The organism is Arenibacter sp. ARW7G5Y1, from assembly GCF_003201775.1.
In the GTDB taxonomy this organism is placed as follows: Bacteria; Bacteroidota; Bacteroidia; order Flavobacteriales; family Flavobacteriaceae; genus Arenibacter.
Genome location: NZ_QJJZ01000007.1, coordinates 114962 through 141335, shown reverse-complemented (window position 1 = coordinate 141335; position 26374 = coordinate 114962). Strand labels below are relative to the sequence as shown.

Genomic DNA, 26374 nt, shown 5'->3' with positions numbered 1-26374 from the left:
CACGTTCGTTTAATAGAACTTTTCATTTTTTGAATTTTATCTTATGAAGAGGATTGCCCAACTCCTTGGCGATTGTATAATTAGTGGACATTTGATGTAAACATTTTTAACAGTAAAATAGAAATAGCTTTACACTCTTTGTTATAACTATCTGATGTTAAGACACTTGACAGCTTGGCATAATTTTAGGTTGGAAGATAACGTCTTATGGATGATTGTTTTCAACCAATCATGTTGACCAAAGACACCTTTTGTTTGGTACACAACCACTAAAATCATGATTAAAAACTATTTCAAAATAGCTTTCAGGGTATTCAAAAAAGAAAAATCCTACAGCCTTATTAATATTTCGGGTCTGGCGTTAGGTTTTCTATGCTGTCTTATGATTTTCCTTTTCATCAAAGACGAACTGAGTTACGATAATTTTCATCGAGATGGGGATAGAATTTACCGCGTAGCCTCTGCCTATATGCGGCAGAGTGTTTGGGAGCCGTATTCTACAAATTCATGGCCGACCGCCGAGAGGTTAAAGGCCAATTTTGGGGAAATTGAACAAATGGTTCGAATTTCGAGCATGTCTGGTATCGTCACTTTTGAGGATAAAAAATTTGACAAGGAGAGGGTTGCAATCGCCGATGAAAATTTTTTCAAGGTCTTTTCTTTTCCATTGATTTCTGGCAATCCCAACGAGGTTTTAAAAGGATCGAACAAAGTAGTCATTTCGGAATCGACCGTTAAGAAGTATTTTGGTCCTATAAATGCCATGGGCAAAGTTCTAAATATAGGTGATGGGACATTCCCCTTGCAGGTAAGTGGTATTATGAAAGACATGCCGTCAAATTCCCATTTTCATAGTGATTTTCTCGTATCAGGTCAAACGGCAAGGCAATTTCAGCCTGAAGAAATGTTTACCAATGTTCAATGGGACTCTCAATATATATACATTAAAATGACAGAAGGTTCTAAACCCTCAAGCATGGAATCAATGTTTCCAAATTTTATTGACGACCATTTATCCCCACTTACTTCGGAAAATTTCAAATTATTTCTACAGCCGTTATTGGATATTCATCTCAGATCGAATAATGGAACTGAAATTGAGGTCAATGGAGATATTAACCACATCTACATTTTTTCCATCGTGGCCATTTTCATTCTAGTCATTGCAAGTGTAAACTACATGAATTTGGCCATAACCCGATCTTTGAGGCGCGCCAAGGAAGTTGGCATGCGAAAAGTCTTTGGTGCCAATAGAATGAACCTAATCGGTCAGTTTTTGAGCGAATCGTTGGTCATAACCCTTATGGCTGTTTTAATCGCTTTCTTCTTGACCCTTTTGTTACTACCTATGTTTAACCAATTTGCCGGAAAAGAAATAGCCTCAAGTACCTTGTTCGATCCTGCAATGTTGATGGCCATAGTCCTTTCAACAGTAATAATTGCCACAATATCCGGGGCTTACCCTTCTTTTGTTCTTTCGGCCTTCAAACCTTTAAACGCACTGAAGGGCAGTAAGACAAAGGAAAGATTTGGCCCAACACTTAGAAAGGGGCTTGTGGTTCTACAATTTGTGATTTCTATTGGCTTAATAGCATCCACATCCATCGTTTTTAATCAGCTCGACTTCCTCCAAAACAAAGAATTGGGTATTAATAAAGAACTATTGGTGGCTGTACCACTCAAGACAATGGATCGCTCCCAGTTAGACGCTTTCAGCAATGAACTGTTAACCAGCTCTTCCATTATCAGGACTGGTGTTTCTAACATGAAAATGCCAGGCTGGATAAGTAATAGCACGCCATATATTGCACAGGATGTGCCTATTGATGAAGAGGCAAGGAAATCAATGAAGATTATTAGAATTGATGATAACTTTTTTAGAACTGTTGAAGCTGAAATTGTAAAAGGGCGAGATTTCTCAGAAGAATTTCCATCGGACGGTAATTCTTCTATTGTTCTCAATGAGGCTGCCGTGGCTCAATTGGGGTGGAAAGATCCTATCGGTAAATGGGTCGAACTTGACCATCAAAGATATGCGGTGGTAGGAATTGTGAAAGACTTCCATTTTGAGTCACTTCACAGAAAAATTGCTCCTACGATTTTCATTCCATCTTCAACTTGGTTGAATTGGGCATATGTGAAAGTCGAAGCCCAGAACCTACCCTTGACCCTCAAGCACATCAAATCTGTCTATTCAAAGTTTGTGACAAATAGGGAGTTTTCGTACTCTTTTGTAAATGAAGATATAGCGAGGCAATACCAAACTGAAGAAAGGTTTACCGAAGTCCTTACTATTTTTACCATTCTAGCTATAATTCTTGCCTGTCTTGGAACTTTGGGTCTGGTATCTTTCTCAGCAGAGCGAAAATCAAAAGAAATTGGAATTAGAAAAGTACTGGGTGCCTCCATTGGGAATGTTACTTTTCAACTAACAAAGGAGTTTGTCATTTTACTATTGGTTGCCAGTATTATAGCCTGGCCTTTAACTTATTATTTTATGAACAACTGGATAAAAGATTTTACGTATAGAACGAATATTAAGTTTGAAGTGTTTGCAATGGCCACAATTTTGGCCTTGCTAACTACAATGGGTACTACAGGTTTCAGGGCGTTAAAGGCAGCCTTGGCCAATCCTGTAGATTCATTAAGAGAAGAATAATTAAAAGCACTTTGTTATTGATCGGCCCTCGTCATTATCGGTATTCGGATCCTCACAGCGGCGAATGCCGACCCAGAATAAGTTTGTAGACCGATTGGTTATATAAAACGACCTATTTACGAGACAGTTTTGAGACTACTAATATTATTTTATCTCGGTGTCCCATTCCTGGTCGTTTTTAATAGTTTCATTAATTGAGCTTTTATGGGACACTTGGCCACGTATGTAATATGGCGAGATGTCCATACCAACGACAGATATGCTGAATATGTCTAAATTTTCGAATTTTATCGACAGACTTAACATGAACAACAACTAGCCATCCATAAATGCCGCTGCCATTAATTCTTGCTCCGCCCTTGGAATTCCGATTTCATTGGCAATCTTTTTCCATTGACTAACCGAGGCCATCACTTCTTCAATAATAGCATCCATTTGTTTATCATCCAAACGAAAGTACTCCCCTACCCTTTTTGCCAATTCCAAATCCAAAGCATTGTTATCCATATCAATATTAAGTGCCAATCCATCTTTATCTATGGAAGGATTAATGTCATAAGCAGGGGAAAGTATCCAACCCTTGGGGCCTAGGATAAAACCGTGATTACGCAAATGGTCATCGGTATTCGAAACCGCGATATTAAAAACAATCCTACGCCATAGTTGATGTAGGTTTTTATCAATGTTTACCCCATTTTTTTGGATGAATTCGGCAATGTCCAAATAGCTTGCCGGATTATCTCGTATAGTGTCCTCATTATTACCGGTCATGGTCATGGCTGATGAAAAATGGATACGTTCTTTCCTTATCCTATCAAAACGTTGTGTAAAAAAGGTATGATAGTTACCAGTAATTTTTTCAATTCTGGAGGGTGCCATTTCAATTCCACAATTTATTGCCAAGCGATATGCCAAAAATTCCCATGCTCCTTTATCAATGGTATCATTCTTTGATGGAAATTTAGCTATCCAAAGATTCCCATATTCATCCAAAATATTGGCCTTGGGCCTTGCTCCACCCAAAGAAGATCCTGGAGCCATAAGGACGGCCAACCATCTTTTTACTTCTTCATTATCAGTGTCATTTTCAAAGTGCTTGGCAGCTTCTTGTAGTTCCCTCACTGACGACCAAGGGGGCGTAGGATTCTCTTCATTGTTATCCAAGAATGGTCCGTTGCGATCTGTTTTAAAACGTAAAGCTCCCATTCTACATTCGTCATAAACTCCAAGCAGATAATCGATTTCATACAAAGTAGTAGCTTTTAAATCTTTCTCATTAGCTAGTTGAGCTACACGTCTTTTCATCAAGGTTCTTCCCCAGGTATCTGGCATGCTATCTAAAAAGACACCAAAGTTTTCCTTCTTATATGGGTATTGTGGACCTGAATAAAATTGGATATCAGGGTCCAACAATAGTTGTTGTTCTGATTTTATCCAACCCTTATCGTATTCGAAGCTAAAGGCTTTTTTTCCCTTAGCATTATGGGCTGTTAGAACGCCTATTATCTTAGCTTCTGGCATTCCTTGCCAATGTGCATAAACGTATATTTCAAATTTACCTTGTGCCATTCTTCCCTGTTATAATAAATCCAAGTCCTGAAGTTTTCTTCCGAATTCGTCATCTGTTGCCAACTTCAAGAAATCATCTTGCAAACCAAGTGCAATCAGAACATTAAGATATGAACCAATCGCTACCTTTGAATTCCCCTTTTCTATCTGATACAAAGTCTTTCTATCTATACCTGCCCGTTCGGATACCTGAATTGTTGTAAGCTTTCTTCGTTTACGGGCAAGCTTTATATTCTCTCCTAATTGCCCCATTATCCTCTGATATTTTGGAAAAAGGACCGCTTTCTTATTCTTCATAATGGGTAATATTTTCCCCAAATATAGCAATTATGGGGATATTAATACTCATTTTAATCAAAAATTATCTTAAAAATCAATGAGTAATCATCTTTTAAAGTGAGCTTATAGGAAAATTTACGTGATTATTTCTAACAGTGAAGAAGTAAGTTTTTAATTTTTTGTAACAAAGTCAGGGTAAATTTCAAGATTATTTGTAACAAAGTCAGGGTAAATATTGCATTAAAATTAGCCTAGCGAGCTGTACCAAAATTAGCCTAGAATGTAATTTTTTTTAAACTAGTTTGAATATCAATGTTTTATACTTACAAAAATTATATAAATTGAAGCAACCCACCTGAAATAAAACGCTATAATCCAAAGCTCTTGCATGTAAATTATTTTCACCTAGATAACTTTTAGAAACAATGATTGCCAGCAAGAGAAAACAGTTTAAATCCCTTTGAATTTCAGTACCAAAAGTACCGAAGATCAATTATTTTTAAACTACCATTTATACGCCTACATATGTTGTATGTTGAATATATAAAGTATCTAGTAGATCTCTAAAACTCGGATTCCACATACTTCTATTGGTTTAAAACAATAAAAATCTATGCCAACAGTCTTTACTCTTTAGGTAATTTAAGTCCTTTAAATACTTCCATCAATAATTCACAAGGATCAATGTCTATTGCCAAGGCAATCAAATAGAGCTCATCTGCCCGAAGTTTAGTAGATTCATTAGAACTTAATTGGGAAAGTCTAGCCTGACTAATACCTGTTCGTCTTGAGACCATGGCGCGATTTACCGATTTTTTGGTTAAAAATAATCCTAACGGAGTCATAAATCTATTGAATTTGATTACATAAATATACTTTTCTTAATGAAAAATATAGAATATCTAAAGTTTTGTTTGGAATTTCAATAGATTATCTATAGATTTGATTAGATAATCTAAAGATATATTAATGATTCTAACACAGTATGTATTATGGGCCACGAAATCAGTAAATCAGAACAAAACATAATTAATACAGAATGCCGAAAGTATTTGGAAAATCGAGAACCAACCAAAGAAAACACGATTGTCAATGAGAGTACATCTCAAGTAGAATGTCAGGAATCGGAGGAAAAAAGCATTTTGGATAAAATAAGCGAATTGGCCCTAGAGCATTTCCATACCTTAAAGCGCTACCCCTCCAAAAAGGAACTCTACACCGTAAACCTAATTACCGAAGGCTATTTGGAAACCTCCTTTATGATTTCCAGTTTATTAAAGGTATGCATCACGGCATTGGATGCGGAACGCACCCCAAATATTGTTGTTCCAGAACCCGTCCAGAACATTAAGGAAGTACTCGGTTATGTACTCAATATGATACCCTATGAGGAAATGGAATTCCTTGATAAGATCCGGCATATTTTACCGGATATGGCAACTAAATGACAACCCTAAAAAAACAGGCTATGAAAAAGAAAAAATTGAAGACCTTGAACGAAATTCATAAACTGCATCAAAACCTCGTTGGCTTATTAAAACAGGATTCTGGTTATTCATATGGAAATTATAAGGTATTCTTGGAGGTAAGGGACAATAATGATCTACTGTTGAACATAGCGAGCCTTCTGGAAGTATGTGTATTTGCATTGGACGGGAACGGAATGCTATTGTCTCCAAACAATCAAAACGTAACCAAACATGACAGCGTTGGCAGGGTGCTGGAATTGGTCCTAAATATGCTGCCACACAGTCAAATGGATTTTATGGACTACGTAACCGAAAAGCTGAACGGTTTGGACAATGCCAAGACAAAATCAACTGAATAAATATGAACTATGAACACGAACGAAGAAAAACTGATCAATAGCTTAAAACATCAGGCACTGGACCACCACCCTACCTTAAAGCCCCACCCCTTCTTTAAAAACAAGTTTGAGGTAAGTCTCTTTTATGTGGACAACCATGTAGATCTTGTGTTAACGGTCCGTGCTATGCTGTACTTGGCCATGAAGGCAATCGATCCGGAACTAATTGATGATATCAATGACAGATATGAAAAGGAATACATCCGTCAAATACTAACAATTGCCAATAGGTTATTACCGCAAGGGGAAGAGGCGCTTTTGGACGACCTTAACCTTTACTATAGGGAAGAGAAATTAAGAGAGGGTTTAACATAATCGTAAAATACAGCCATGGAAAAAAAAAGAAACAATTAAAAATGTTGAAGGAATCAACAAAGTACAAATTGACCACCTTGAACAATTCTGATATAATAAAGATAAATTTAAATCTTCGTTCCTCCAGTTTGATGGTTATACAGATCTGTTCAGCACAATAGAGTCCTTGATAAACGTTTGCATTTTGGCTAGCCGTGTAGAAGGGGATTTCAACGATCCGGGACTGGATATTCAAAAATACCGGAATTGGCAAATTAACTCCTTTTTTATTAATCTTCATTGTTATAGCTATTTATACCCATAGTTCTATATGCCCCAAAATTTTATTTCAAACTGATTTTTTATTCTAATTTTTAGGCCTACTTTTGATGCATGAAACAGTATGTTGTTTTATTTGTTGGGTTTATAATGCTGGTAAAGCCACTTTGGCCGGTAGCCGAGTATATTATTAACTACAACTATATTAAGAACGTACTATGTGAAAATTTGGACAAGCCTATGTTGAATTGTGACGGTAAGTGTTACCTAGCAAAGCAATTGGCCAAGGAATCACAACAAGATCAGGAAAATCCGTTCGGAGAAAAAAAAACCAAGACTGAAACTTTAACAAGTCTGTTCTTGGAAACTTTGCCTCAAATTGATTTCGGAATAAATATCCATCTATTACAATCTAAAAATTTTGGAATAGTCCAAGTTTTTATCCCTACTCTTCTAACTTTCGATATTTCCCAACCGCCAGAACTGGCCTAGTTCCATTTGGTGCTTTTCTTATAATGGGTGACCTATGGTCTTCCCATATAACGCACCGATATATCTACACATTTAAGAAATTTCACAAATAAGATTTGGGCAGTTACCCTTATTCCTATTATTGGAGCAAGGTTGCCGGTCCATCTATATACAACCTTTAAAAAACATTAAAATGAAAACATTTATATATTCCTTATTGGCCCTATCCACTTTTCTAATTTTCTCCTGTTCCAGTGATGATACGGATAATTCGGAAGAACTGACCGGATCAGGAGAGGTATCCCTGACCTTTGATAACGGCTTTAACGGTAACGATCTTGTTCTAGGAACTGCCAATGGCGCAAATACTAATGGAGAAAGTATTACTGTTACCCGTTTCAATTACATTGTGAGCAATTTCAGATTGGTCAATAAAGATGGGGTGGAATACACTTTTCCAAAAGACCAGGGATATTTCATTATCAACCAAGAAGAAGAGTCTGATGAGGTGGCCCTACCCGAAATACCTGCCGGGGAATACACCACTCTTAAATTTGGTGTTGGGGTTGATCAGGAAAAATACCTACAAGGAGCGGAAGGCCAAGGCGATTTTTTAACATTGGCAGAAGAAAATAACATGATGTGGTCTTGGCAGGCCGGCTATAAATTCTTGAATTTTGAGGGCACGTTTACCTCAGAAACGGTTACCGAGTCCACTGATTTTAAGGTTCATATGGGAAGCCATGGCTCTAGCCTGGACAACTATAAAGAAGTTAGTTTATCCTTACCAATGAACGTAAGGGTAGGGGACGGTGTAGATTCCAACATCCATCTAAAAATAGATGCCAGCAAAATACTGGTTGGTGCTACCACCAGCATTAAACTAACAGAAAAATCCGTAATTATGGTAGATGAAGTAAAATCTCCCCAAATAGCGGTAAACACTTCCCAAATGTTTGCGGTAGACCACATACATAACGGAGGCGGACACTAAGAGTTTCTAACCATTATCTATAAATTGGCGATCGGTACTTACAAGGTGCCGGTTGCCATAATTTTAAAAAAATGAAACGAATCGGCCTATTATATGGTGTCGTTGTATTTGTTTTTTCCTCTTGTTCCAAAAATTCTGAAGAATACCAAACAATAAACGAACCCTTGGAATTTGTGGTGCCCGCCAATTTTCCGGCACCCATTTACGATATGGAAAGCAACCCACCAACCAAATTGGGATTTGAGCTTGGCAAAAAACTGTTTTATGATGGACGCCTTTCCGCTAACGGATTTATCTCCTGCGGCTTTTGTCATGAACAGAGAACCGCCTTTACCCATCATGGCCATCAATTTAGTCATGGAATAGATGATCTTGAGGGTTCGCGAAATACTCCGGCGATACAAAATGTTGCCTTCATGAACGAATTTACCTGGGACGGTGCTACTTCCCATTTGGATTTATTTCCTATTATACCTATTACCAATGAAGTGGAAATGGGAGAGACATTAAGCAATGTACTAACAAAATTAAAATCGGACACAGAATACCAAAATCTTTTCAAAAATGCCTTTGATGAAGGGGAAGTGAACAATGAAAATTTTCTAAAGGCCCTTTCACAGTTTATGCTTATGATGGTTTCCTCCAATTCCAAATACGACAAATATGTACGCCAGGAATCGGGTAGCCAATTGACCTCTAACGAACAGGAAGGTTTGGCCATCTTCCAGGCAAAATGTGCCACTTGCCACAGTTCCGATCTTTTTACCGACGGGCAATTTAGAAACAACGGATTACCGCCCAATCCCAATCTTATGGATATAGGCAGGGAGGAAGTTAGCGGTGCCGAGTCCGATCGCTACAAATTTAAAGTGCCAAGCCTACGTAATGTTGAACTTACGGCACCTTATATGCACGATGGAAGGTTTGGAAGCCTAACGGCCGTACTTGATTTCTATACGGATGGCATTACGGATTCAGCCACCCTGGATCCCCTTTTGAAAATTGGAGACAACTTGGGAATACCCCTATCCCCTTCAGAAAAAACCTCGTTAATTTCTTTTTTAATCACTTTGACAGATGAAACTTATATCAACGATAAACGCTTTGCAGAATACTAAACACCTTATATTATTTTTGGCTGTCCTATTTTCAACGATAGTGCACGGCAACGGGATCCCAAAAAATAATTGGCCCGTGAAATGTCCAGATCATACCCATTATGAGGATCTATTTTATGATTTCTGTGACACCTGTGGCTGTGGAAGCAGTGGCGGAAGTATGGGATACGGCACCGGGCTGAACAACAATTTTTTTGGCCTTAGGTATATAGGCCAAGAGTACAGGTCCCGGGACGGAATTTTTGCCGATTCCCCTTGGATCCAAGAGAATTTTAACACCCTACAGGCCTGGGGCAATTTTGCGTTGACTAAAAAAACATTATTAAATATTATAGTGCCCTATCAATTTCACAATAGGAGCTTCCCGGATAACACCTCTCAAGAAATCAACGGATTGGGCGATATCAGCATTCTTGGGTTCTACAATGTACTTCCCGTTACGCCCGATAGTATTATATCTATTACACCCGAACACTATATACAAATAGGTGGCGGAATAAAAATGCCCACTGGAAAATATGATAAGGCAAACAATACTGGAAGTGTTAATCCAAGCTTTCAAGTAGGTAATGGCAGCTGGGATTACATTTTTGCAATGAATTACGGGTTTACCTATAGGAACTGGGGAATTAGCACCCTGCTCAATTACAACCTTAAGACCAAAAACCCAAAGGGCTACCAATTTGGAAACCAATTGAACTATGGTGTAAACGCCTTTAAAACCTACTATGTTTCCAATTCCTTGGCCCTAACCCCGCAACTGGGCCTAGCTGGAGAAAGTTATGGTACCAACAAAGAGTTTGATATGAAGGTCGCCAATTCCAAGGGTAGTGTATTTTTAGGTAAAATTAGTTTAGAGGCAACCTATAACCAATATTCTCTAGGTTTGATCGGAATGTTGCCCATGGATCAAAATTTAAATAACAACAAAGTTGAGTTAAAAAATAGGGTATCAGTTTATTTGAACATGAATTTGTAGTTTAATTAATCCCAATAAGAGCTTGACCCACTACTTATGGACTTAGATGTTGTCCCCATTAAACCAAATCTTACCATAACTTAACTGCGCGGGGATCCTAATTCGATTTTATAGCGTTCGGGATGATAAGCGTAAAGTAAAATCGAATTAGGGCGCAACCCTACTCCCGATTTGGAATACTATCCTGCTTTTGGATCCACTTTTCAAAATCCTTATATATAATCGGATGGTCTTCAAAATAGCCTCTTGCCCTACCCAAGCTTTCCTTTTTTACTTTTAAAACCTCAGCCTTTTTTTTCTGTTCATAAGTGATAAAATAATAGCCCAAATAGCCAAATGCCATAGTGTTCATTAATATGAAGAGGTATAGCATTAACATCTCCCATTTTGGGGTCCATCTAGATTTTTCTATATTTTTCAAGACTTCATCCATCCGCTTATTATAAAATTCCAGGTTGATCTTTTGCAGCCTTAAAAAATCCTTTAGCTGAAACTCCAAATGAGAGGTGTCCGCTGTTATTTTTAGGTTGTCAAATTTTGTGGAAAGTTCTTCCAGTTTACCAATGGAGTTGTTGAACCCGGATATTTCTTGGGTAAGCACTTCCATAATTTCGTCCAGTTTTGCCATGATATTATATTTCCATTCCCAGTCCAATTGATTTCTTTATAGCAATAGTGACCACCTTTCTTGCAATAGTTGCCGCCAGGTTGGGCGATAGCCCAACTGACTTGCCCAGTAGTTTTACCCTATTTTCTCTAGCCATCTTTTGGGCTACATTTTTATCCCATCCCATATTTCCCGCTATGTTTCCAATCGACATGGACCGATGTACTTCGCTCCCCTTTAAATTATGCCCCTTATATTCAAATCGGAAACCTTGGAGTTGGTTTTGCTTATTGATACTGGGAATCACCTCAACACCGTTCTTGGCCATATCGTTGATGTACTTGTCAAAGTTGTTTGGCTTGTCCTTTTCCATGACCTTATCATGTATCCGTTTTATTTCCCCTCTTACATGTTGAATCTGGTTCAGTTTTTCCTGCTGCACTTCTTTTACCGTGGTCAGGCCCATTTGTTTTGCCACATTTTCCGCCGCCTGCTGACTCCGTTTTCCTATAAAACTATCCTTGTAGGCTTTCCCATTGAAATCGATGCGGTTTACATATACATGGACATGGGTATGGTCCTTATCCCTATGCACAAAACCGATGGCCTGGCGTTCCAGTAGTTTCATTTCCTTAAGGAACCTTTCAACAATTTCATTGAGACTTTCGTTAGTCATTCCCTTCCCATCTTCAATGGTTGGGCTGAGTACAAAACTCAAGGTATTCTTTTGGCAAAGATGGTTCTGCTGCTGGATGACCTTGAACTCCTGAGTGATTTCCTTGGGATTGTCTCCCGATAAATGTTCGCGGCAGACAACTTCTGCCTCCTTCTCCCCGTTCCACCCATAACCCATGGATGCTCCGGTATGCGATATGGATTTTCCCATGCCTATCATTTCCTAAAGGATAAAAGATGTCCACGTATCTCATTGGCCAATTGCACCACTTCATTCGCTAATTTCGGATTGCGTTTTCGAAACATATTCCCGATAAGCTTAAAATTTGTTTCATACCTTGACAGCATCTTGTACATCTCTATTTGTTCTTGGGTCAAACGTTCTATTATCCGATCATCAAAAGCCGCACGGCGACAATATTCACTTATGGAAAGTCCACTCCTATCAGCCTTGACCCTTAGCAGTTTCTTCTCATAAATAGAACATCTAAACTGTACAAACTCCTTTTTCATTTTGGCATTTCTGAACCTTTACCCTGTAACCCTTTAAAAAATATCCATTAAAACTCTATCTATAATACTATATCGAAAATCAAGATATTGGTTCCTATTCTTTTGCGACCCATCGGGAGCAAAAGCAAGATTTGTCATGACAATGACACATCTTGAATTCTCACTCAATCGGATATTTTACGTATAAATTCCGTTACATCTTTTTCTCTCTATCACATACTTCTTATTATTAGTATTAATACTAATTAGAATGTAATTATAGAAATACTACTACTTTTTTCGTGGTAATTGTTTATTGAATTCCCGATCCAAAAAGTCATCTGATAAATTAGGTTCGCCCATTAACCAAGCATCTATAATATCCTTGTCAAAGAATTTCTGGCGGATGTGTTTGTTACCTCCCATGGGGATTAATCGTAACTGGGTCAGTTTGTAAATCTTGCTTTTGGAGAGTCCCGTATAGGCCACAAGATCCTCAACGTTCATCACTTTTTTTTGATGGGAAAGAAGTCCCTTGATATCCCTTAAGAGATCTACCATGTCATTTTCCAATTCCATAATTCTCGCCTTAAAATAGCCGCAGAGCGGTCTACCTGTGTTACAAATGTTCGAAGCAAAGAAAGGAGATGCAAGCGGGTGAAAAGAAGAAAAAGGGGAAATCTACCCCATAAAAGATTTAAATATCCCCCAAGAAATCGAAGAAGGAATCTATCTGTTGTTCAAATTCATGATTGGGAGGAAACTCATTGTACTTTTTTGAAAGTATCTCTGCCGATATCAAGTTTCCCTTGTGGTAAATTTTTTGGGATCTCTCAAAAGATTTTAAGCTAATCCCCTTTTTAAGTTGTTTGAACTTATCCAGAATATATTTTAATTGCGGTTGGGTACAGTTAAAATGCAACACCGAATCGTGGTCATCAAAATCCAGAACCATAACCTCATAAAAATTGGAGAAGCTTGTCAAGTTCTCGTCCAGATATTCATATTGGGTCAAGGAACCATAGATTCTTCTAAGGACACGCTCATTGAAATCCATATTGAAACCGACCAGTTTCATTCGTGAACTTCTGTTTTGATACTTCACTTTCTTTTTATAAGCATCAGATACCAAAATAATAAAGATCAAAATAACGGAAAACCATATCGGAAGCAATGCCAACCAAAAGATTTCGTAGGTTTCATAAAGATCGAACGAAAAGTAGACCGCAAATATTCCAAAAAGAATAAACCCGATAATCAGTCCATTATTACCTCTTCTCATAAAGGCATTAATGTTCTGGTGGATTTTGTCTTTTCTCCCCTTTACGGCGACCAACCAATTGGCGATATTTTCGATTATCTTTTTCATTTTACAAAAAGCTGATTTCAAGATAATTAAAAGAATTTAGACCTTTTTACATTTTCGATGTTATGGGTCAAAAAATGGACAGGGATTTACCAGATTTTATGGGTTGGGAGAAGAAAGGTCAAGCGGCCCTTCGCCGTTTGTGCTTTCGTGCGGCCGAGGAGGTCGGAAAAACCTGCCTATGGCGGCAGACAGGCCAGAACGGAGGGACTTCCCAAGTGGACCGGCGAAGTGCGTCTACTTGGGAAGCACTGGAGTGGAAAGGTTTTTCGACTTCCGCAGGGGCTTGGGAGGTAACAATATAATCTGGTTCGAAATAGGGAAAATTATGTCAAATAGGCCGTAGTTTGCCGAAACCGTTCAATTGCGAAGATAAAATTCATGTGCGTTTGCTACCTCTTTCAATTGTTTGAGATTCCTCTTTAAGTGCTTCCAATATTAGATAAAACTGAATTAGCGCTTAGGTCCTAAATGGTATTCTGCAATCCAATCAATTATCCCATCTTTATTGACTAAATCCAAAAGCTCTCCTTTTTTACTTTGCCTTTCTATCGCTGGTTTTGAAAAATATGATGTAGTTACTAAAATACCTTTATTAGCCTTTTCCGTTTCTATAACATCACAAAAACTTCTCACTATACCAACACCAACTGTATTCTTATACCTTTTACATTCAACGAGCATTTTGAATGGAATTCCACCTTGTTTAGTTATGGCTAAAATGTCGTAGCCACCATCTCTTGTTTTTTGTGATATATTAACTTCGAATCCTTTTGAATAAAGTAATTCCCCAATTACTTCCTCAAATTTATATGGGTCAATGGTGTAAAGAATTTCATTATCTTTATATATATTGGTAATAATTTCTTTGGTATTATTATAAATTATTATAGTATCCTTTTCCTGATTTTCATTAACCTCAGGGGAACTCATATGGTATTCCAATAGTGACAATTCCCTAGTTGATACATTTAATGATTTACCAATATTTTCGATAATTTCTGTAGACAAAGGTACTCTAGCGAAATCCACGAAATCAGAAATACCAAGATTAGAGCTAAGTAGGTTTAAAGAATCGAAATTAGGTTTAATGTAGTCCCAAGGCTCATAAAACCCCTTCAATTGATTAGCAACTTGAGTTATTGGAGCTGTTGCCCTTAGCATATCTTCCTGAACTCTTAAAAGCTCCTGAGTAATTGTCGGTTGTATGGTAGTTATTTTGGACCATCTTTCTTGGTCTTTCTCTATTTTCTTGAGTATTTCAGCTATGGATGGTTGTATTACTTGTCCAAGTTTTTGTAGCCTTTCGACGTCCTCAGCCAATTTTTTTTGTAACAAAGAAAAGGATGATTGGTAATCTGAAATTTGCGAATAGAATTTTTCCATGTAATTACTTTAATTAAATAATATCTTTTCTTTTCCTTGATAAAAAAAGAAACAAAAAATCACGGCTTACAAATAATTTTGGAACAGGGCCGAGCGTAAAGAAAATGTACCTGAAGTACATTTTAGCAAGGAGCCAGCTTGCGCGGTGGCATCGGTCTGTAAAAAACTTGATTGCTAACGAGGCAGCCGCATCATTTCGCCGAAAAAAGTAATCACCCACTGGGTAATCCCTTTTTCTAGCACCTAAAATTCTTAACGCTTCCCTCTCCTATTGTTTTGCCAAAATTCTCTTAGGCCCATTTAAAACAACACTTATGCCTCCCATACTATACTGATAATAGTTTTATATTGTTTAGTTGGAATGCAATATTCCATAAAATCTGAATCTTCTTGATTTTCATATAATTTAAACCAAGTTGAACGGTCTATTTCCTGAGCTTTATCGTCTCCTTTATATATAAATTCATAATCCGCGTCAATATATTCTTTAGCAACAGAGTCGTCTGGTGGTGAAAGTTTGGTCACATCTTTTAGCCAACCTTTTAAGTCTGGGGATTTTCGCCAATACCTAACTATTCCATCGGAAATGAAAACAACTAATAATGGAAAAACATCTAAAGTTATTAATCTATAAACTACAGAAGTTAAGCTAGTTTGAAATCTATTTGAAATTTCCTTTATTAAAGACGGACTAAAAGGCTTGTACTCAATAAACTTTCGAAAAACAGTTTCTGGCATTAATAATTCTGATGCAAAATCGTTTGCTTCAAATTCCTGTAACCCTCTTTTAGCTTGGTCTTCTACCATAAACCAATTTAGTGTTTTAGAATTATCGGTGTGAATTTCCAATTTATCATGTAAAAAATAATGTCCTAATTCGTGAGCCACTACGTAACGAATTCTTTGTGGATATGGTATTGAGGAGTTTACTTTAATTATGGTTTTTGTTTTTCCTCTGATAATTTTTCCATCTGCATTTTTTAATGGTTCACAAATAAAAAGTATACCAAAACCACTAACTAAATCTGAATTTGTAATTTCTGTTACTTCATCAAAACCAATTTCATTTAAGACTTCTTTAGCCTTATTCTTCCCTTTATTGTTCGTTTTCAAGTAACTCAATTATTTCAATTAAATTTTGGTCTTTAATAATCTCTTTTATCTCATCAGGACTTAGCTTATCAAGTTTATTATACTGCACTACCAATTGATTTTCTTTAATCAGATTATTCAAATAAGCAATTGGTTTTTCTAGCCCCTTATTTATTGCTTCCTGAAACGATTCTGTTGCCTTAAGTAAAAGGTTTTCATTTTTTTCTTTGTTTATGGAAGAACGAAGTTTAAATTTTAATTGTTTAATCAATTTATTCTGACGCTCACTATTATCATCTATATTGACTCCGTAATCAGATAAACTTTTGCGAATATCATTTATATCCCCCAAAAGATAATTTTCGGTAAAACCTTTATCTATTATTTTTTTAAGCTTATCCATTTTTCTTTTAACTTGATAGTTTTTCTAGAAAGTTTTTTAACAGTATTATTAACTTCTGTAGTATTTCTTCCGCATAATTCAGCTATTTCTTTTGGCTTGTAATAGCCAGCTATCCAACATTCAAACACTTCTATTTCAAATTTATCTGCTCCTTGCTCCCTCAAAGACTTGAGTGCGCCTTGTGATATATCTTTAAAATCTATATCTGGAGGTTCATCTTCCGTTTCAACTTCATCTAATTCAATAAATTCATTTACTTCAACTAGGTATATTTCTTGTTCTGTAGATTGCAAATCTCCATCTTCCTCATTCTTTTTATTTTTTTGTTTTCTAAAGAAGTTATACAAATCACTTTTTAAAGACCCAAAAATAAACTTTTCAAAAGAAGTTTTTTCATTGTCCCAATTTCTCACTCCTGTAGTAGCTTTAACCAGAACATTATAACAGAAATCAAGATAATCAAACCCTTCTCTTTCTTTCTCTGATTTATTGTAAAAACGAGTTCGGACGTAGTCCTCCATCCTATCTAAAAGCTCATTTAAATCGATAGATTCAAGGTGTTCAAGAATTTCTTTTTTACTCGCTATAGCCATATTTCAATAGAGTATGCTCATTATTATTAAAAATTATCCACGTGAATGGCAAAAAATCTAAACCTATGAGCATATACAATTGTAGGACAGTATCATAGGGTTGTTCATTTTTTTAATTGGTAATGGAAAAATATGAAAAATTGTGAGCATTTACTTATGAAACATAAATATTAATCTTATTAAATATAAAAATGGCTAAAAATCCACCAACAGGAGACAACGCAAGAAAAGGAGCTGTAAAAGGTCGTACCCAAGTTTTAAACCCAAAAACAAACCTCTTTGTAAAGAGAGATGCTGAAACCGGAAGATTCATGGATGTAAAAACTACTGGCGGCAAGTTTAAAGGCGTTAGAAAAGAAAAGTAAGCCCAGAATCTCTCGGGCTTTATGTGAGAGAATTTTTCAACTATTAAAATTTGGAATTATGCATATAAGCAAATTTTCAAAAGATGAAATTAGTATTTGAGAGCAAGATTTATGTTTCACGGCTAAAGGCGAACAAGCAAAAACAATGTTTACAATAGTAACTGTTGCTTTTGCCATATTTGCTTTTTCAGCATTACTAAAATCATAATTAGTAAATGTCCTTAGCAAGACTTTAAACTGCTTTTTTAGAATAAAATTATGGAAGAAAAGTTTAAACAAAAACAAGTACACCTTGATGCTGATAATAGCTCTGGTAAAATTAAAATTGAGAAGCTGTGCTCTCTAATTGAGAATCACCCCTACAAGGATGATATTTATAAAACGTTTGATATAGCAAGTATTGAAAATGAATATATTTCTATTGAATTTATAGATTTAATTTATGAGAGAGTTAAGCACCTTGTAACAAATTATAATCGATATAAAATTATAGCGGAAACTAAAGATATTAATGTCTATGAAGAATCAATTTCTGGAAGTAGTGACACCAACATTATTTTCAATTTTGAAGAGTATGTAGATATTGATGAAGTTAAAGAGGGCTTAAAAACTATAGCTATATATGATTCTAAAAATACATTTTTAGACGAGTATGCTATGACCAAATATGCGAACAATTTATTTAAAATAGGACAAGCTTCACTTGCTAACTACAATGTTCAGTATTTTAAAGAAATGGCCAAAAATAGTGATAGATACAATAAGGAGAAGAGTTATCGATTAGTTGACCATAAAGATATTACTTACCTACGTGGTATTACATCTACTCGCTATTACGAATATGGAATTGATTTCACTTTCGTTGTTGGAATGTTAATTCTACATAAAAATAAGAAGACAAATCCAGGCACTGAATACATAATAACAAGTGCAGCCATTAGCGAGTCAAAATTAGAAATCATTACCACTGAAAAGCATCCTAAAGAAGCTGATAAGTTTGGGCAAGTTTCAACTGCTCTTAGAATTTCTACAAATGACTTAGGGACTGGTTCTTTAAATTTTGTAAATGTGATTAATGTTATGCAAAAAGATTCTACAGGATTCTATTTAATACCAAAGAAAGATTCAATGGTAGAAAATAGTTCGATAGTCATAAATCACAACACAAAACCAGAGAATGTTTTTACATCTTTGAATGAAGTGGAAGGTATTCTTAACACAACTGATAGTTTTATAGAAGAACTGAATAGTGTAAAGACTATTAAATATCCAGACGAACTACGATTAAAGATTCTTGCTAAAATACAATCACCTAGAAGTAGTTTTAGTACTATTACTAAGCTTTCCGATATTTTTAAACGAAAAATTGATAATGAAGTTAGTAATTTTAAAAAGCTCTTAGAAATGTGCAATAAGGCTGAGGAGCTGGAAATAGATTTCGACTTAAAAAATAAGTTACGATATATTATTTCTGATATAATTCTATATGGTAAGCATAGAGATTCTTAGAAGAGAATAAACTTAAAATATTAAATTAGTACTCTTATGGCAATACCGGAAGATTATAAAGGGAAGTATTTTTATCATTTTACACATATCGAAAACTTAGATTCTATTTTAAAACATGGTTTTCTTTGTACTAATTTAAAAGATAAATTGAAATTACTACATACAAACGTGGCTTCAGAGAACATTCAGAATCGAAGGAGCGAAATGAAGGTTACTTGTGGACCGCAAGGTGTAGTACATGATTATGTACCTTTCTATCTTGCAACGACAAATCCAATGGCATTAGCGGTGGTTAATGGAAAAAATGTTGACCAAATAGACCTTGTATTTGTTGCTATATCTATTGAAAAAGTTCTAGAGGATAACGTCATTTTTACTGATGCTTCAGCAAATACTATTGTATCACCAAATTTTTTCACTAAACCTGAGGATTTAAAAAAATTAAATTGGGAGGCTATAGATTCTAGGAAATGGGGAAATATAAACGATAATTGGAAACATGAACGAATGGCTGAAGTTTTAATTAGTGACAGGGTGCCAATAGAATGGATTGATTACATTATAGTCTGGAATAAGCATAGAAAAAAAATAGTTCTTGATACTTTTAATGATAATGGTATTGCTGCTCCTAGAGTGGAATACTCCCTTAATGGAAGACATTTTTATTTTACAAAGTTTGCCCTAGGAAGACCAGGCGAAACTCTTGTAACTGGGCCAAACCATATGCAAAATCTTTTTCTTGGTATTAGCGAAAAAATAATCGAAAGTCGTAAACAAGTTGAAAAATTTACTTTCGATAATATTAAAGATGCCTTATCAGAAATAAGTAAAAATTTTTGCGCTATTGAAGAACTTGAAGGCATTTTTGAACTTGAGACTATTAATGATGTACATAAAGAAAATGTTAGTGACCACACTTTAAATGTAGTGAGCAATTTAGAGAAAATTAAACATTATAAACGTTTGGACGCAAATGAGAAAGAGCTGGTCAAGCTAAGTGCCTACCTTCATGATATTGGTAAAGGTCCATCAAGAAAATGGAAAAATGGAAAACAGCCTGCATATGCTGACCATCCTGCCGATTCTTTGAAAATGTTGGTACGCTTTTTATCAGAAGATATTAAGAATTTATCAGATAAAAATATCAAGTTAATCTGCCTATTAGTTGCATATCATGATTTATTGGGAGATATTGTAGGTAAAGGGCGGAGTATAAAAGAGTTGTTAAACATTATTGAAAGTAAAAAAGAATTAAAAATGCTAATTGCATTGTCCCTAGCAGATATTGGTGCAATTAATTCTGATTGGCTTGAAAGTTTACAACTTGAATTACCAGCTATTGTAAAAAAGGTAAAAGCTAATTTGAAGTGATAAAGTTTGTAAAAGGAAATTTTTTTGATTTTGAGGCTGACATAATGGTTAATACTGTCAATTGTGTTGGTGTTATGGGTGCTGGTGCGGCCCTGCAATTCAAAAATAAATTTCCCAGTATGTTCAAAGACTATTCATTGGCGTGTGCAAGAAATGATGTTAAAATTGGTAAACCTCATGTTTGGAATGGAGACTATATGTTCAAGCCATTAACTATAATTAACTTTCCGACAAAGAACCATTGGAAAAAGCCTTCCAAATATGAATATATAGAAGAAGGTTTAGAATGGCTCGAAAATTATCTTCATAATCGAGATAACTTAACCATAACATTACCTGCTTTGGGATGTGGTCATGGAGGATTAGATTGGAATATTGTAAAAGGCTTAATAACAAAATATTTAAAAGATATAAAATCTACTATTCTAGTCTTTGAACCTAGTAGTTCTATGAAAACCCATATTTCGGAAGAAATAAACGAATTGCTAGTTCGAAATGAAATAAGTAAAATTCAGCCTAATGAAAAATTATATCCATTCAGCATAAAAGGGCAGTCCTCGAAGGAAATTTATTATAAAGGAAATATTGATTTATTATCAAAAAAAAACATTTCTTTAGTTGTAACCTCCAAGCCAGAAGAAAGAGAGAAACTTGCTTTAAAATTATTCATAAATGAGTTGCCAAATAATGATTTTGTATTTCTTCTTGGTTTTGGCAGTAGTTATGAAATTGATATTGCTAAATATGTCTTAGAGAAGGGATTCAAAACTATATTGACAATACCTTATGGCCTCTTGAAATTAAAAGTTAGAAATGATTTAAATGATCTTTGGAACCTGAATAATATTCTAGTTACATCCATATCGAAACCGAACGAAAGTTGGAAATCGTATGAAAGTATCAATGCTTTGAAATTCCGAGTGAAAATATCGAATCTTCTTCTTATAAATAGTATCAGTTACAATAGATTAGAAAAGTTTGAAAATGAATTTAAATCAAACAATAATGATAAATACTATTTGAACTATTGGAATAGTTATATTGATTTTTTCACAAGAATAAATGCAAACAAAATTGGTTTAAATTATAAAACAAAAAAGCCTAATACTGAAAAATTATTAGAGTCATTAAGGAGTTAGTTAGCCCATTCCACACACATTACACTCCCTTTTTATTGTCGGCTCACATCATAAGTGTTCCATGGGCAAGGCTACAAACTGATGATTTTTTTGATTTTTAATAAAATCACTGACAGAAATTTAAATTATGTAATAAAAAGGTGTCGATATATCATTAAAGCATCTATTTCTTAATCATTCCACACACATTCCACTACTCTTACCTATTGTTATTTCGAGTAAAGAGTGTTCCAGTAATATTGCAGAAGAAACTTTTGAGAATAAATTTTTTCAAGAAACTGTAGTAATAACTTTCGCTTTTAATGAAAGCTTAAGTTATATAACCTGCCCGAATGAATTCGTTCAGGCGGGCGCAAAACATTATAGAACAACCTAAGAAACTTCCCCAGCCCTAACTTTCTTTAGCTTCATCGTAGCCATCAAATTCTGCATATCCTCTCCCACCTTTTTTTCAACCACTCTAGCATAGATTTGGGTTGTAGACAATTTGGTATGCCCCAAAAGTTTTGAAACCGTTTCAATTGGCACCCCATTGGATAGGGTAATCGCGGTGGCAAAGGTATGCCTGGCCACATGAAAAGTTATCTTTTTACGAATACCGCAGGCGGTTGCGATATCCCGTAGGGTGCGGTTAATCATTTGGTTGCTATAAATGGGTAGTAATCTTCCACTTTTCAGTAAACTATCATTATCTCTATATTTATCAATAATTTCCATAGCCTTCGGTAGCAAAGGAATCTTCAAGGGTTCATCCGTCTTTGTTCTTTTGGTATATAACCAATCGTTACCATCCATGCCTTTTACCAAATGGTCAATTTTTAGCTCACTAACATCAATAAAAGATAAACCTGTATAACAGGCAAAAATGAACAGGTCCTTAACATGTTGGGTACTTGGTACATTAAACGTGGTTTCTTCAATGAGCTGTAACTCCCGTTCGGTCAGAAATTGACGTTCTGTTTTTTCAAAACGTAATTTATAATTGATAAAGGGGTCTTTTTCCAACCATTCCAATTTTACAGCTAACCTTGACATTTTTTTTAGCCGTTCCATATGTTTCATGGCACCGTTATTGGTACAACCCATTCGCGTTGCCGGTTTATACTTACGTATATATTGTTCAAAATCTACAATAAAACCGTAGTTCAGTTTTTTTAGAGGTATGTCCTCAACGCCCATTTTCTCATTTAAAAATTCTTTGATACAACGTTCCGTACTGTAATAGTTCTTCATAGTTCCTTTTCTAAGGACGCTGATCATGGAAGTATTGTGATAGCTTATCAAGTCGAGCAGGGACTTGCCCCTATCATCCTCTCCTAAAAATCTGGCTTTTATTCTCGCAGAGGTGATTTCAACTTCCTCCTGCAAAAGTTGCCGATGTGCCTCGTGCAATCCGGTAAAAACCTGATCCATATACTTGTTTAGCGAGATAACGTACTTGGAAAATCCTTTCCCTCTTTTCCGTTTTTCGTCCCAAAGGGACACTGGCAATTCCCGATTTAGATTGAATTCCGCTCTTTTTCCATCTACTGTCACGCGGGCGTAAATCTTAATGGTGTCAATTTTAGAAGTGAGTTTCCTAACGACAAAAACGACTGATAATCTACTGTTTTCTAACATGTTACATAGCTTTAAATTAGTAAATAAAATGGTAAAAACACAAGGTTAAATACCTACAAAAGCTACTTCAATGTACAAAAAATACTGTGGTTTCAAAATCCCTTTATGGACACCAGAGAGGTGTTTTTAGGTAGTTTCAAGAGGTTTCATCTGATACCCCTAAAAACATAAAACGTTGCAAATCAGGTGATTTGCAACGTCATGCCACTAGATGAAACTAGTTGAGTCGGGATGACAGGATTTGAACCTGCGACCACACGGCCCCCAGCCGTGTACGCTACCGGACTGCGCCACATCCCGAAAAATTACTTTTCGTCCAGATATCGTTTGATACCTCTATTCTTTATCTTTCTTTCTCATTGCACCGCCTCAATTCGATCGGTACATGAATAAGTTTTTATAAAATTCCAAGGCCTGCCCTTGGATGTATACTTTTTACCACCACTATTGTGGGTAGCAAATCGCTTTTCAATATTGTTGGTCTGGCCCACATTATACCTGTCGGCAGTTTCACTTAACAATATGTAAACTATATTTTCCATAATGTCATGCGACCATCACGCCAAGGGCGTGATACGCTACCGGTCTGTCCCGCTCCTTCGCGGGAACTGCGCCACATCCCGAAAAATTACTTTTCGTCCAGATATCGTTTGATACCTCTATTCTTTATCTTTCTTTCTCATTGCACCGCCTCAATTCGATCGGTACATGAATAAGTTTTTATAAAATTCCAAGGTCTGCCCTTGGATGTATACTTTTTACCACCACTATTGTGGGTAGCAATTCGCTTTTCAATATTGTTGGTCTCGCCCACATTATACCTGTCGGCAGTTTCACTGAACAATATGTAAACTATATATTCCATAATGTCAAGCGACCATCACGCCAAGGGCGTGATACGCTACCGGTCTGTCCCGCTCCTTCGCGGGAACTGCGCCACATCCCGATTCTACAATTTGCTCAATACTCAATATTCTTTTTCAGAACCTTCATTAAAAATGAATCCTCTGTGGGGCAGCCTGTCCTGAGCTTAGACTAAGGGCCACATCCCTAAAATGAGATTGCAAAAATAGGAAAGATCAAACAATTAAACCCTAAACTTTTGGCAAAAAAAATGATTTTTTTTGCTCACTACACTGATCGGGGTATATCAAAAGCATATCTCCCAAATTAGACCTGAATTAACTTGGCGATTAACGCATTGGACCTGCATTTGTTACCTGGCATTTGAAAGATGTTGGACAATTAAAAAATAAACACTAATTTGAAATTTTTATTCATCAAACAATCAATCTGTAATAATCTTAGTAAAATCCACTTATGATGCTTAAACGATTAATCCTTTACTTGTTCCTAACGGGTTCCTTTGTTTCAATTGGACAATCCACCAATGAAAAATTAATACGACTACAGTACAAGGATACCACCAGCACAAAAGATCTGGCAGTTGGACTTTGGGCCAATCCCTTACCCATGGATTACGATCAGGACGGAGACATTGACCTCGTAATTTCCTGTACAGATGTTCCCTTTAACGGTACCTTTTTATTTAAAAATAGCACTAGCGACCAAAACGGAAATCCCATATTTGATACCCCCGTTAAAATTGGTGCCGGTATGCGCAATGTATCCATTTCATATGTGGAAGGAGAACCACGTGTGCTTGGGTCCGGGTTGGAATATGACAATTTCAGAAGATATGGATATACAAGACCCGAAGGCCTTTACCAGGCGGCCGAGATTCTTGACCTTCACAAAGAGAGATTTAACGATTGGAAATATGTTGATTATGACAATGACGGAGATATGGATCTCATTGTAGGTATAGATGATTGGAGCGAATATGGTTGGGACAATGCTTTTAACGAAAAAGGCGAATGGACCAATGGAGACCTACGCGGCTACTTGTATTTATTAACCAATGACCAAGGAAAATATAGAAATGATGGTAAAATATTGGCCGGAAACCAGCCTATTGATGTATATGGCAACACCACACCCAATATTGCAGATTTTGATGGGGATGGGGACTTGGATATTATTTGTGGAGAGTTCGTAGATAGATTTACCTATTTTGAAAATACAGGAAACCGTAAAAATCCTACCTACGCCAAAGGAAGATTTTTGGAGAATACCTCTGGCATCCTCAAAATGGACTTGGAAATGATGAGGCCTGTAGCCTTGGATTGGAACAATGATAACAAAATCGACCTTGTGGTTGGTGACGAAGATGGCAGAGTGGTGTTTATTGAAAACACAGGATCGGTAAAGGACAATATGCCTATTTTTATGTCGCCGGTATATATTCAGCAAAAAAGTCAAAATCTAAAATTTGGGGCCTTGGTAACTCCTTTCAGTGTGGATTGGGATAATGACGGGGATGAAGACCTGATCTGTGGAAATTCGGCAGGTTATATTGGCTTTATAGAGAATTTGGACGGGAGTGAAAACCCGCATTTTAAAGAGCCTGTTTATCTGGAGGCCGATGGAGCAGTAATACGAATAATGGCCGGGGAAAGTGGTTCCATTCAAGGTCCGGCCGAACGCAAGTGGGGTTATACCACCCTAACGGTAGCCGATTGGGACGGGGATGGTCTAATGGATATTGTACTAAATTCCATTTTTGGTAGAGTTGAATGGTATAAAAATATAGGCTCAAAAGGTGCTCCCAAACTAACCAAAATGGGAGGTGTTAAGGTAGCTTGGGCCAAAAAGGCAGTTCCTAAACCTAAATGGAACTGGTGGAATCCAGAAAAAGACGAATTGGCTACACAATGGAGGACCACTCCCTACGCAATAGACTGGAACAAGGACGGACTAATGGACTTGGTAATGTTGGATCACGAAGGTTATTTGGCGTTTTATGAACGGTTCAAAAAGAGAGGTAAACTATATCTAAAACCAGGTCAACGTATCTTCAAAAATGCAGATGGTAGTATTGGCAACGATTTGCTGCGCTTAACGGAACGGGAAGCAGGAGGTAGTGGTCGTAGGAAAATTCAATTTACGGATTGGGATGGGGATGGGGACCTAGACCTTTTGGCCAATAGTGAGAATATTGAATGGTACGAAAACATAGGCGTAACCAACGATAGTACTGTTTATAAGAAAAGAGGGAACCTGATTAACACCAAATTGGCTGGCCATACCACCAGTCCAACCGTGGTGGATTGGGACAAGGATGGTAAACCAAACTTATTGATCGGGGCAGAAGACGGACATTTTTATTATTTAAAAAATTAAAGTC

28 protein-coding genes and 1 tRNA gene are annotated in these 26374 nt (G+C 36.3%); 13 read left to right on the top strand and 16 right to left on the bottom strand.

Annotation, left to right across the window (positions count from 1 at the left end):
* Positions 1-277 precede the first annotated feature (277 nt).
* Positions 278-2659 (top strand): ABC transporter permease, encoded by a 2382-nt coding sequence (locus C7972_RS12035; RefSeq protein ID WP_110356430.1) that lies wholly within the window; start codon positions 278-280, stop codon positions 2657-2659.
* A gap of 315 nt (positions 2660-2974) precedes the next feature.
* Here the strand turns inward: C7972_RS12035 and C7972_RS12030 are convergent, their stop codons facing one another.
* The 3 genes from C7972_RS12030 to C7972_RS12020 form a co-directional block, all read right to left on the bottom strand.
* Positions 2975-4228, bottom strand: a complete 1254-nt coding sequence (locus tag C7972_RS12030) for a type II toxin-antitoxin system HipA family toxin (protein WP_110356429.1) — start codon at positions 4226-4228, stop codon at positions 2975-2977.
* A gap of 9 nt (positions 4229-4237) precedes the next feature.
* The gene (locus C7972_RS12025; protein WP_110356428.1) at positions 4238-4525 is read right to left on the bottom strand and encodes a helix-turn-helix domain-containing protein; all 288 of its coding nucleotides are present in this window, start codon (positions 4523-4525) and stop codon (positions 4238-4240) included.
* A 608-nt stretch (positions 4526-5133) separates the two neighbouring features.
* Entirely contained in the window at positions 5134-5352 is a 219-nt protein-coding gene (locus C7972_RS12020; RefSeq protein WP_110356427.1) for a helix-turn-helix transcriptional regulator, read from the bottom strand.
* 147 nt (positions 5353-5499) lie between these two features.
* Between C7972_RS12020 and C7972_RS12015 the strand changes: the two genes are divergently transcribed.
* The 7 genes from C7972_RS12015 to C7972_RS11985 all read left to right on the top strand — a co-directional run bounded on the left by C7972_RS12015 (position 5500) and on the right by C7972_RS11985 (position 10509).
* Positions 5500-5955, top strand: coding sequence for a hypothetical protein (locus C7972_RS12015; RefSeq protein WP_110356426.1), 456 nt, complete (start codon positions 5500-5502; stop codon positions 5953-5955).
* Between the two features lie 20 nt (positions 5956-5975).
* Positions 5976-6335, top strand: coding sequence for a hypothetical protein (locus C7972_RS12010; protein WP_146216312.1), 360 nt, complete (start codon positions 5976-5978; stop codon positions 6333-6335).
* A 9-nt stretch (positions 6336-6344) separates the two neighbouring features.
* Positions 6345-6689, top strand: coding sequence for a hypothetical protein (locus tag C7972_RS12005; RefSeq protein ID WP_110356424.1), 345 nt, complete (start codon positions 6345-6347; stop codon positions 6687-6689).
* 372 nt (positions 6690-7061) lie between these two features.
* Complete coding sequence (locus tag C7972_RS12000; protein ID WP_110356423.1) at positions 7062-7439, top strand: hypothetical protein; 378 nt, start codon at positions 7062-7064, stop codon at positions 7437-7439.
* A gap of 172 nt (positions 7440-7611) precedes the next feature.
* Complete coding sequence (locus C7972_RS11995) at positions 7612-8412, top strand: MbnP family protein (RefSeq protein WP_110356422.1); 801 nt, start codon at positions 7612-7614, stop codon at positions 8410-8412.
* Positions 8413-8483: 71 nt separating this feature from the next.
* A complete protein-coding gene (locus C7972_RS11990; protein WP_110356421.1) occupies positions 8484-9530 on the top strand; it encodes a cytochrome-c peroxidase in 1047 nt (348 codons plus the stop codon).
* A gap of 76 nt (positions 9531-9606) precedes the next feature.
* Entirely contained in the window at positions 9607-10509 is a 903-nt protein-coding gene (locus tag C7972_RS11985) for a transporter (protein ID WP_220020895.1), read from the top strand.
* Positions 10510-10669: 160 nt separating this feature from the next.
* On the opposite strand, the gene C7972_RS11980 is transcribed toward C7972_RS11985, so the two are convergent.
* The 9 genes from C7972_RS11980 to C7972_RS11935 all read right to left on the bottom strand — a co-directional run bounded on the left by C7972_RS11980 (position 10670) and on the right by C7972_RS11935 (position 17123).
* Positions 10670-11137, bottom strand: a complete 468-nt coding sequence (locus C7972_RS11980) for a DUF6730 family protein (RefSeq protein ID WP_110356420.1) — start codon at positions 11135-11137, stop codon at positions 10670-10672.
* 4 nt (positions 11138-11141) lie between these two features.
* A complete protein-coding gene (locus tag C7972_RS11975) occupies positions 11142-12002 on the bottom strand; it encodes a relaxase/mobilization nuclease domain-containing protein (RefSeq protein ID WP_309148925.1) in 861 nt (286 codons plus the stop codon).
* Between the two features lie 5 nt (positions 12003-12007).
* A complete protein-coding gene (gene mbpA, locus C7972_RS11970) occupies positions 12008-12304 on the bottom strand; it encodes a mobilization protein MbpA (RefSeq protein WP_110356418.1) in 297 nt (98 codons plus the stop codon).
* Positions 12305-12574: 270 nt separating this feature from the next.
* Positions 12575-12862 (bottom strand): AlpA family transcriptional regulator, encoded by a 288-nt coding sequence (locus C7972_RS11965; protein ID WP_110356417.1) that lies wholly within the window; start codon positions 12860-12862, stop codon positions 12575-12577.
* Between the two features lie 118 nt (positions 12863-12980).
* On the bottom strand, positions 12981-13652 hold the full coding sequence (locus tag C7972_RS11960) for a hypothetical protein (RefSeq protein ID WP_110356416.1): 672 nt from the start codon (positions 13650-13652) through the stop codon (positions 12981-12983).
* Between the two features lie 450 nt (positions 13653-14102).
* Positions 14103-15035, bottom strand: coding sequence for a restriction endonuclease (locus C7972_RS11950; RefSeq protein ID WP_110356414.1), 933 nt, complete (start codon positions 15033-15035; stop codon positions 14103-14105).
* 312 nt (positions 15036-15347) lie between these two features.
* Positions 15348-16148, bottom strand: a complete 801-nt coding sequence (locus C7972_RS11945; RefSeq protein ID WP_181422869.1) for an ImmA/IrrE family metallo-endopeptidase — start codon at positions 16146-16148, stop codon at positions 15348-15350.
* Positions 16132-16530, bottom strand: a complete 399-nt coding sequence (locus C7972_RS11940; RefSeq protein ID WP_110356412.1) for a hypothetical protein — start codon at positions 16528-16530, stop codon at positions 16132-16134. The genes C7972_RS11945 and C7972_RS11940 overlap by 17 nt, the downstream gene beginning before the upstream one ends.
* Positions 16509-17123: a hypothetical protein gene (locus C7972_RS11935; protein ID WP_110356411.1), complete on the bottom strand. Its 615-nt coding sequence runs from the start codon at positions 17121-17123 to the stop codon at positions 16509-16511. Before C7972_RS11935 ends, C7972_RS11940 begins: the two co-directional genes overlap by 22 nt.
* 191 nt (positions 17124-17314) lie before the next feature.
* Between C7972_RS11935 and C7972_RS23805 the strand changes: the two genes are divergently transcribed.
* The 4 genes from C7972_RS23805 (at position 17315) to C7972_RS11920 (ending at position 21507) form a co-directional block, all read left to right on the top strand.
* On the top strand, positions 17315-17488 hold the full coding sequence (locus tag C7972_RS23805) for a hypothetical protein (protein ID WP_181422868.1): 174 nt from the start codon (positions 17315-17317) through the stop codon (positions 17486-17488).
* Between the two features lie 258 nt (positions 17489-17746).
* Positions 17747-18997, top strand: a complete 1251-nt coding sequence (locus tag C7972_RS11930) for a hypothetical protein (RefSeq protein ID WP_110356410.1) — start codon at positions 17747-17749, stop codon at positions 18995-18997.
* 36 nt (positions 18998-19033) lie between these two features.
* Complete coding sequence (locus tag C7972_RS11925) at positions 19034-20368, top strand: DUF4433 domain-containing protein (protein WP_110356409.1); 1335 nt, start codon at positions 19034-19036, stop codon at positions 20366-20368.
* The gene (locus C7972_RS11920; RefSeq protein ID WP_110356408.1) at positions 20365-21507 is read left to right on the top strand and encodes a macro domain-containing protein; all 1143 of its coding nucleotides are present in this window, start codon (positions 20365-20367) and stop codon (positions 21505-21507) included. The genes C7972_RS11925 and C7972_RS11920 overlap by 4 nt, the downstream gene beginning before the upstream one ends.
* 372 nt (positions 21508-21879) lie before the next feature.
* Here the strand turns inward: C7972_RS11920 and C7972_RS11915 are convergent, their stop codons facing one another.
* The 4 genes from C7972_RS11915 to C7972_RS11900 all read right to left on the bottom strand — a co-directional run bounded on the left by C7972_RS11915 (position 21880) and on the right by C7972_RS11900 (position 23992).
* A complete protein-coding gene (locus tag C7972_RS11915; RefSeq protein WP_110356407.1) occupies positions 21880-23127 on the bottom strand; it encodes a site-specific integrase in 1248 nt (415 codons plus the stop codon).
* A 226-nt stretch (positions 23128-23353) separates the two neighbouring features.
* Positions 23354-23427 (bottom strand) — tRNA-Pro (locus tag C7972_RS11910).
* Between the two features lie 56 nt (positions 23428-23483).
* Positions 23484-23669: a GIY-YIG nuclease family protein gene (locus C7972_RS11905; RefSeq protein WP_110356406.1), complete on the bottom strand. Its 186-nt coding sequence runs from the start codon at positions 23667-23669 to the stop codon at positions 23484-23486.
* Positions 23670-23806: 137 nt separating this feature from the next.
* The gene (locus C7972_RS11900; protein WP_110356405.1) at positions 23807-23992 is read right to left on the bottom strand and encodes a GIY-YIG nuclease family protein; all 186 of its coding nucleotides are present in this window, start codon (positions 23990-23992) and stop codon (positions 23807-23809) included.
* Positions 23993-24447: 455 nt separating this feature from the next.
* Here C7972_RS11900 and C7972_RS11895 point away from each other — a divergent pair, with 455 nt between their 5' ends.
* A complete protein-coding gene (locus C7972_RS11895) occupies positions 24448-26370 on the top strand; it encodes a VCBS repeat-containing protein (protein ID WP_110356404.1) in 1923 nt (640 codons plus the stop codon).
* Positions 26371-26374 lie beyond the last annotated feature (4 nt).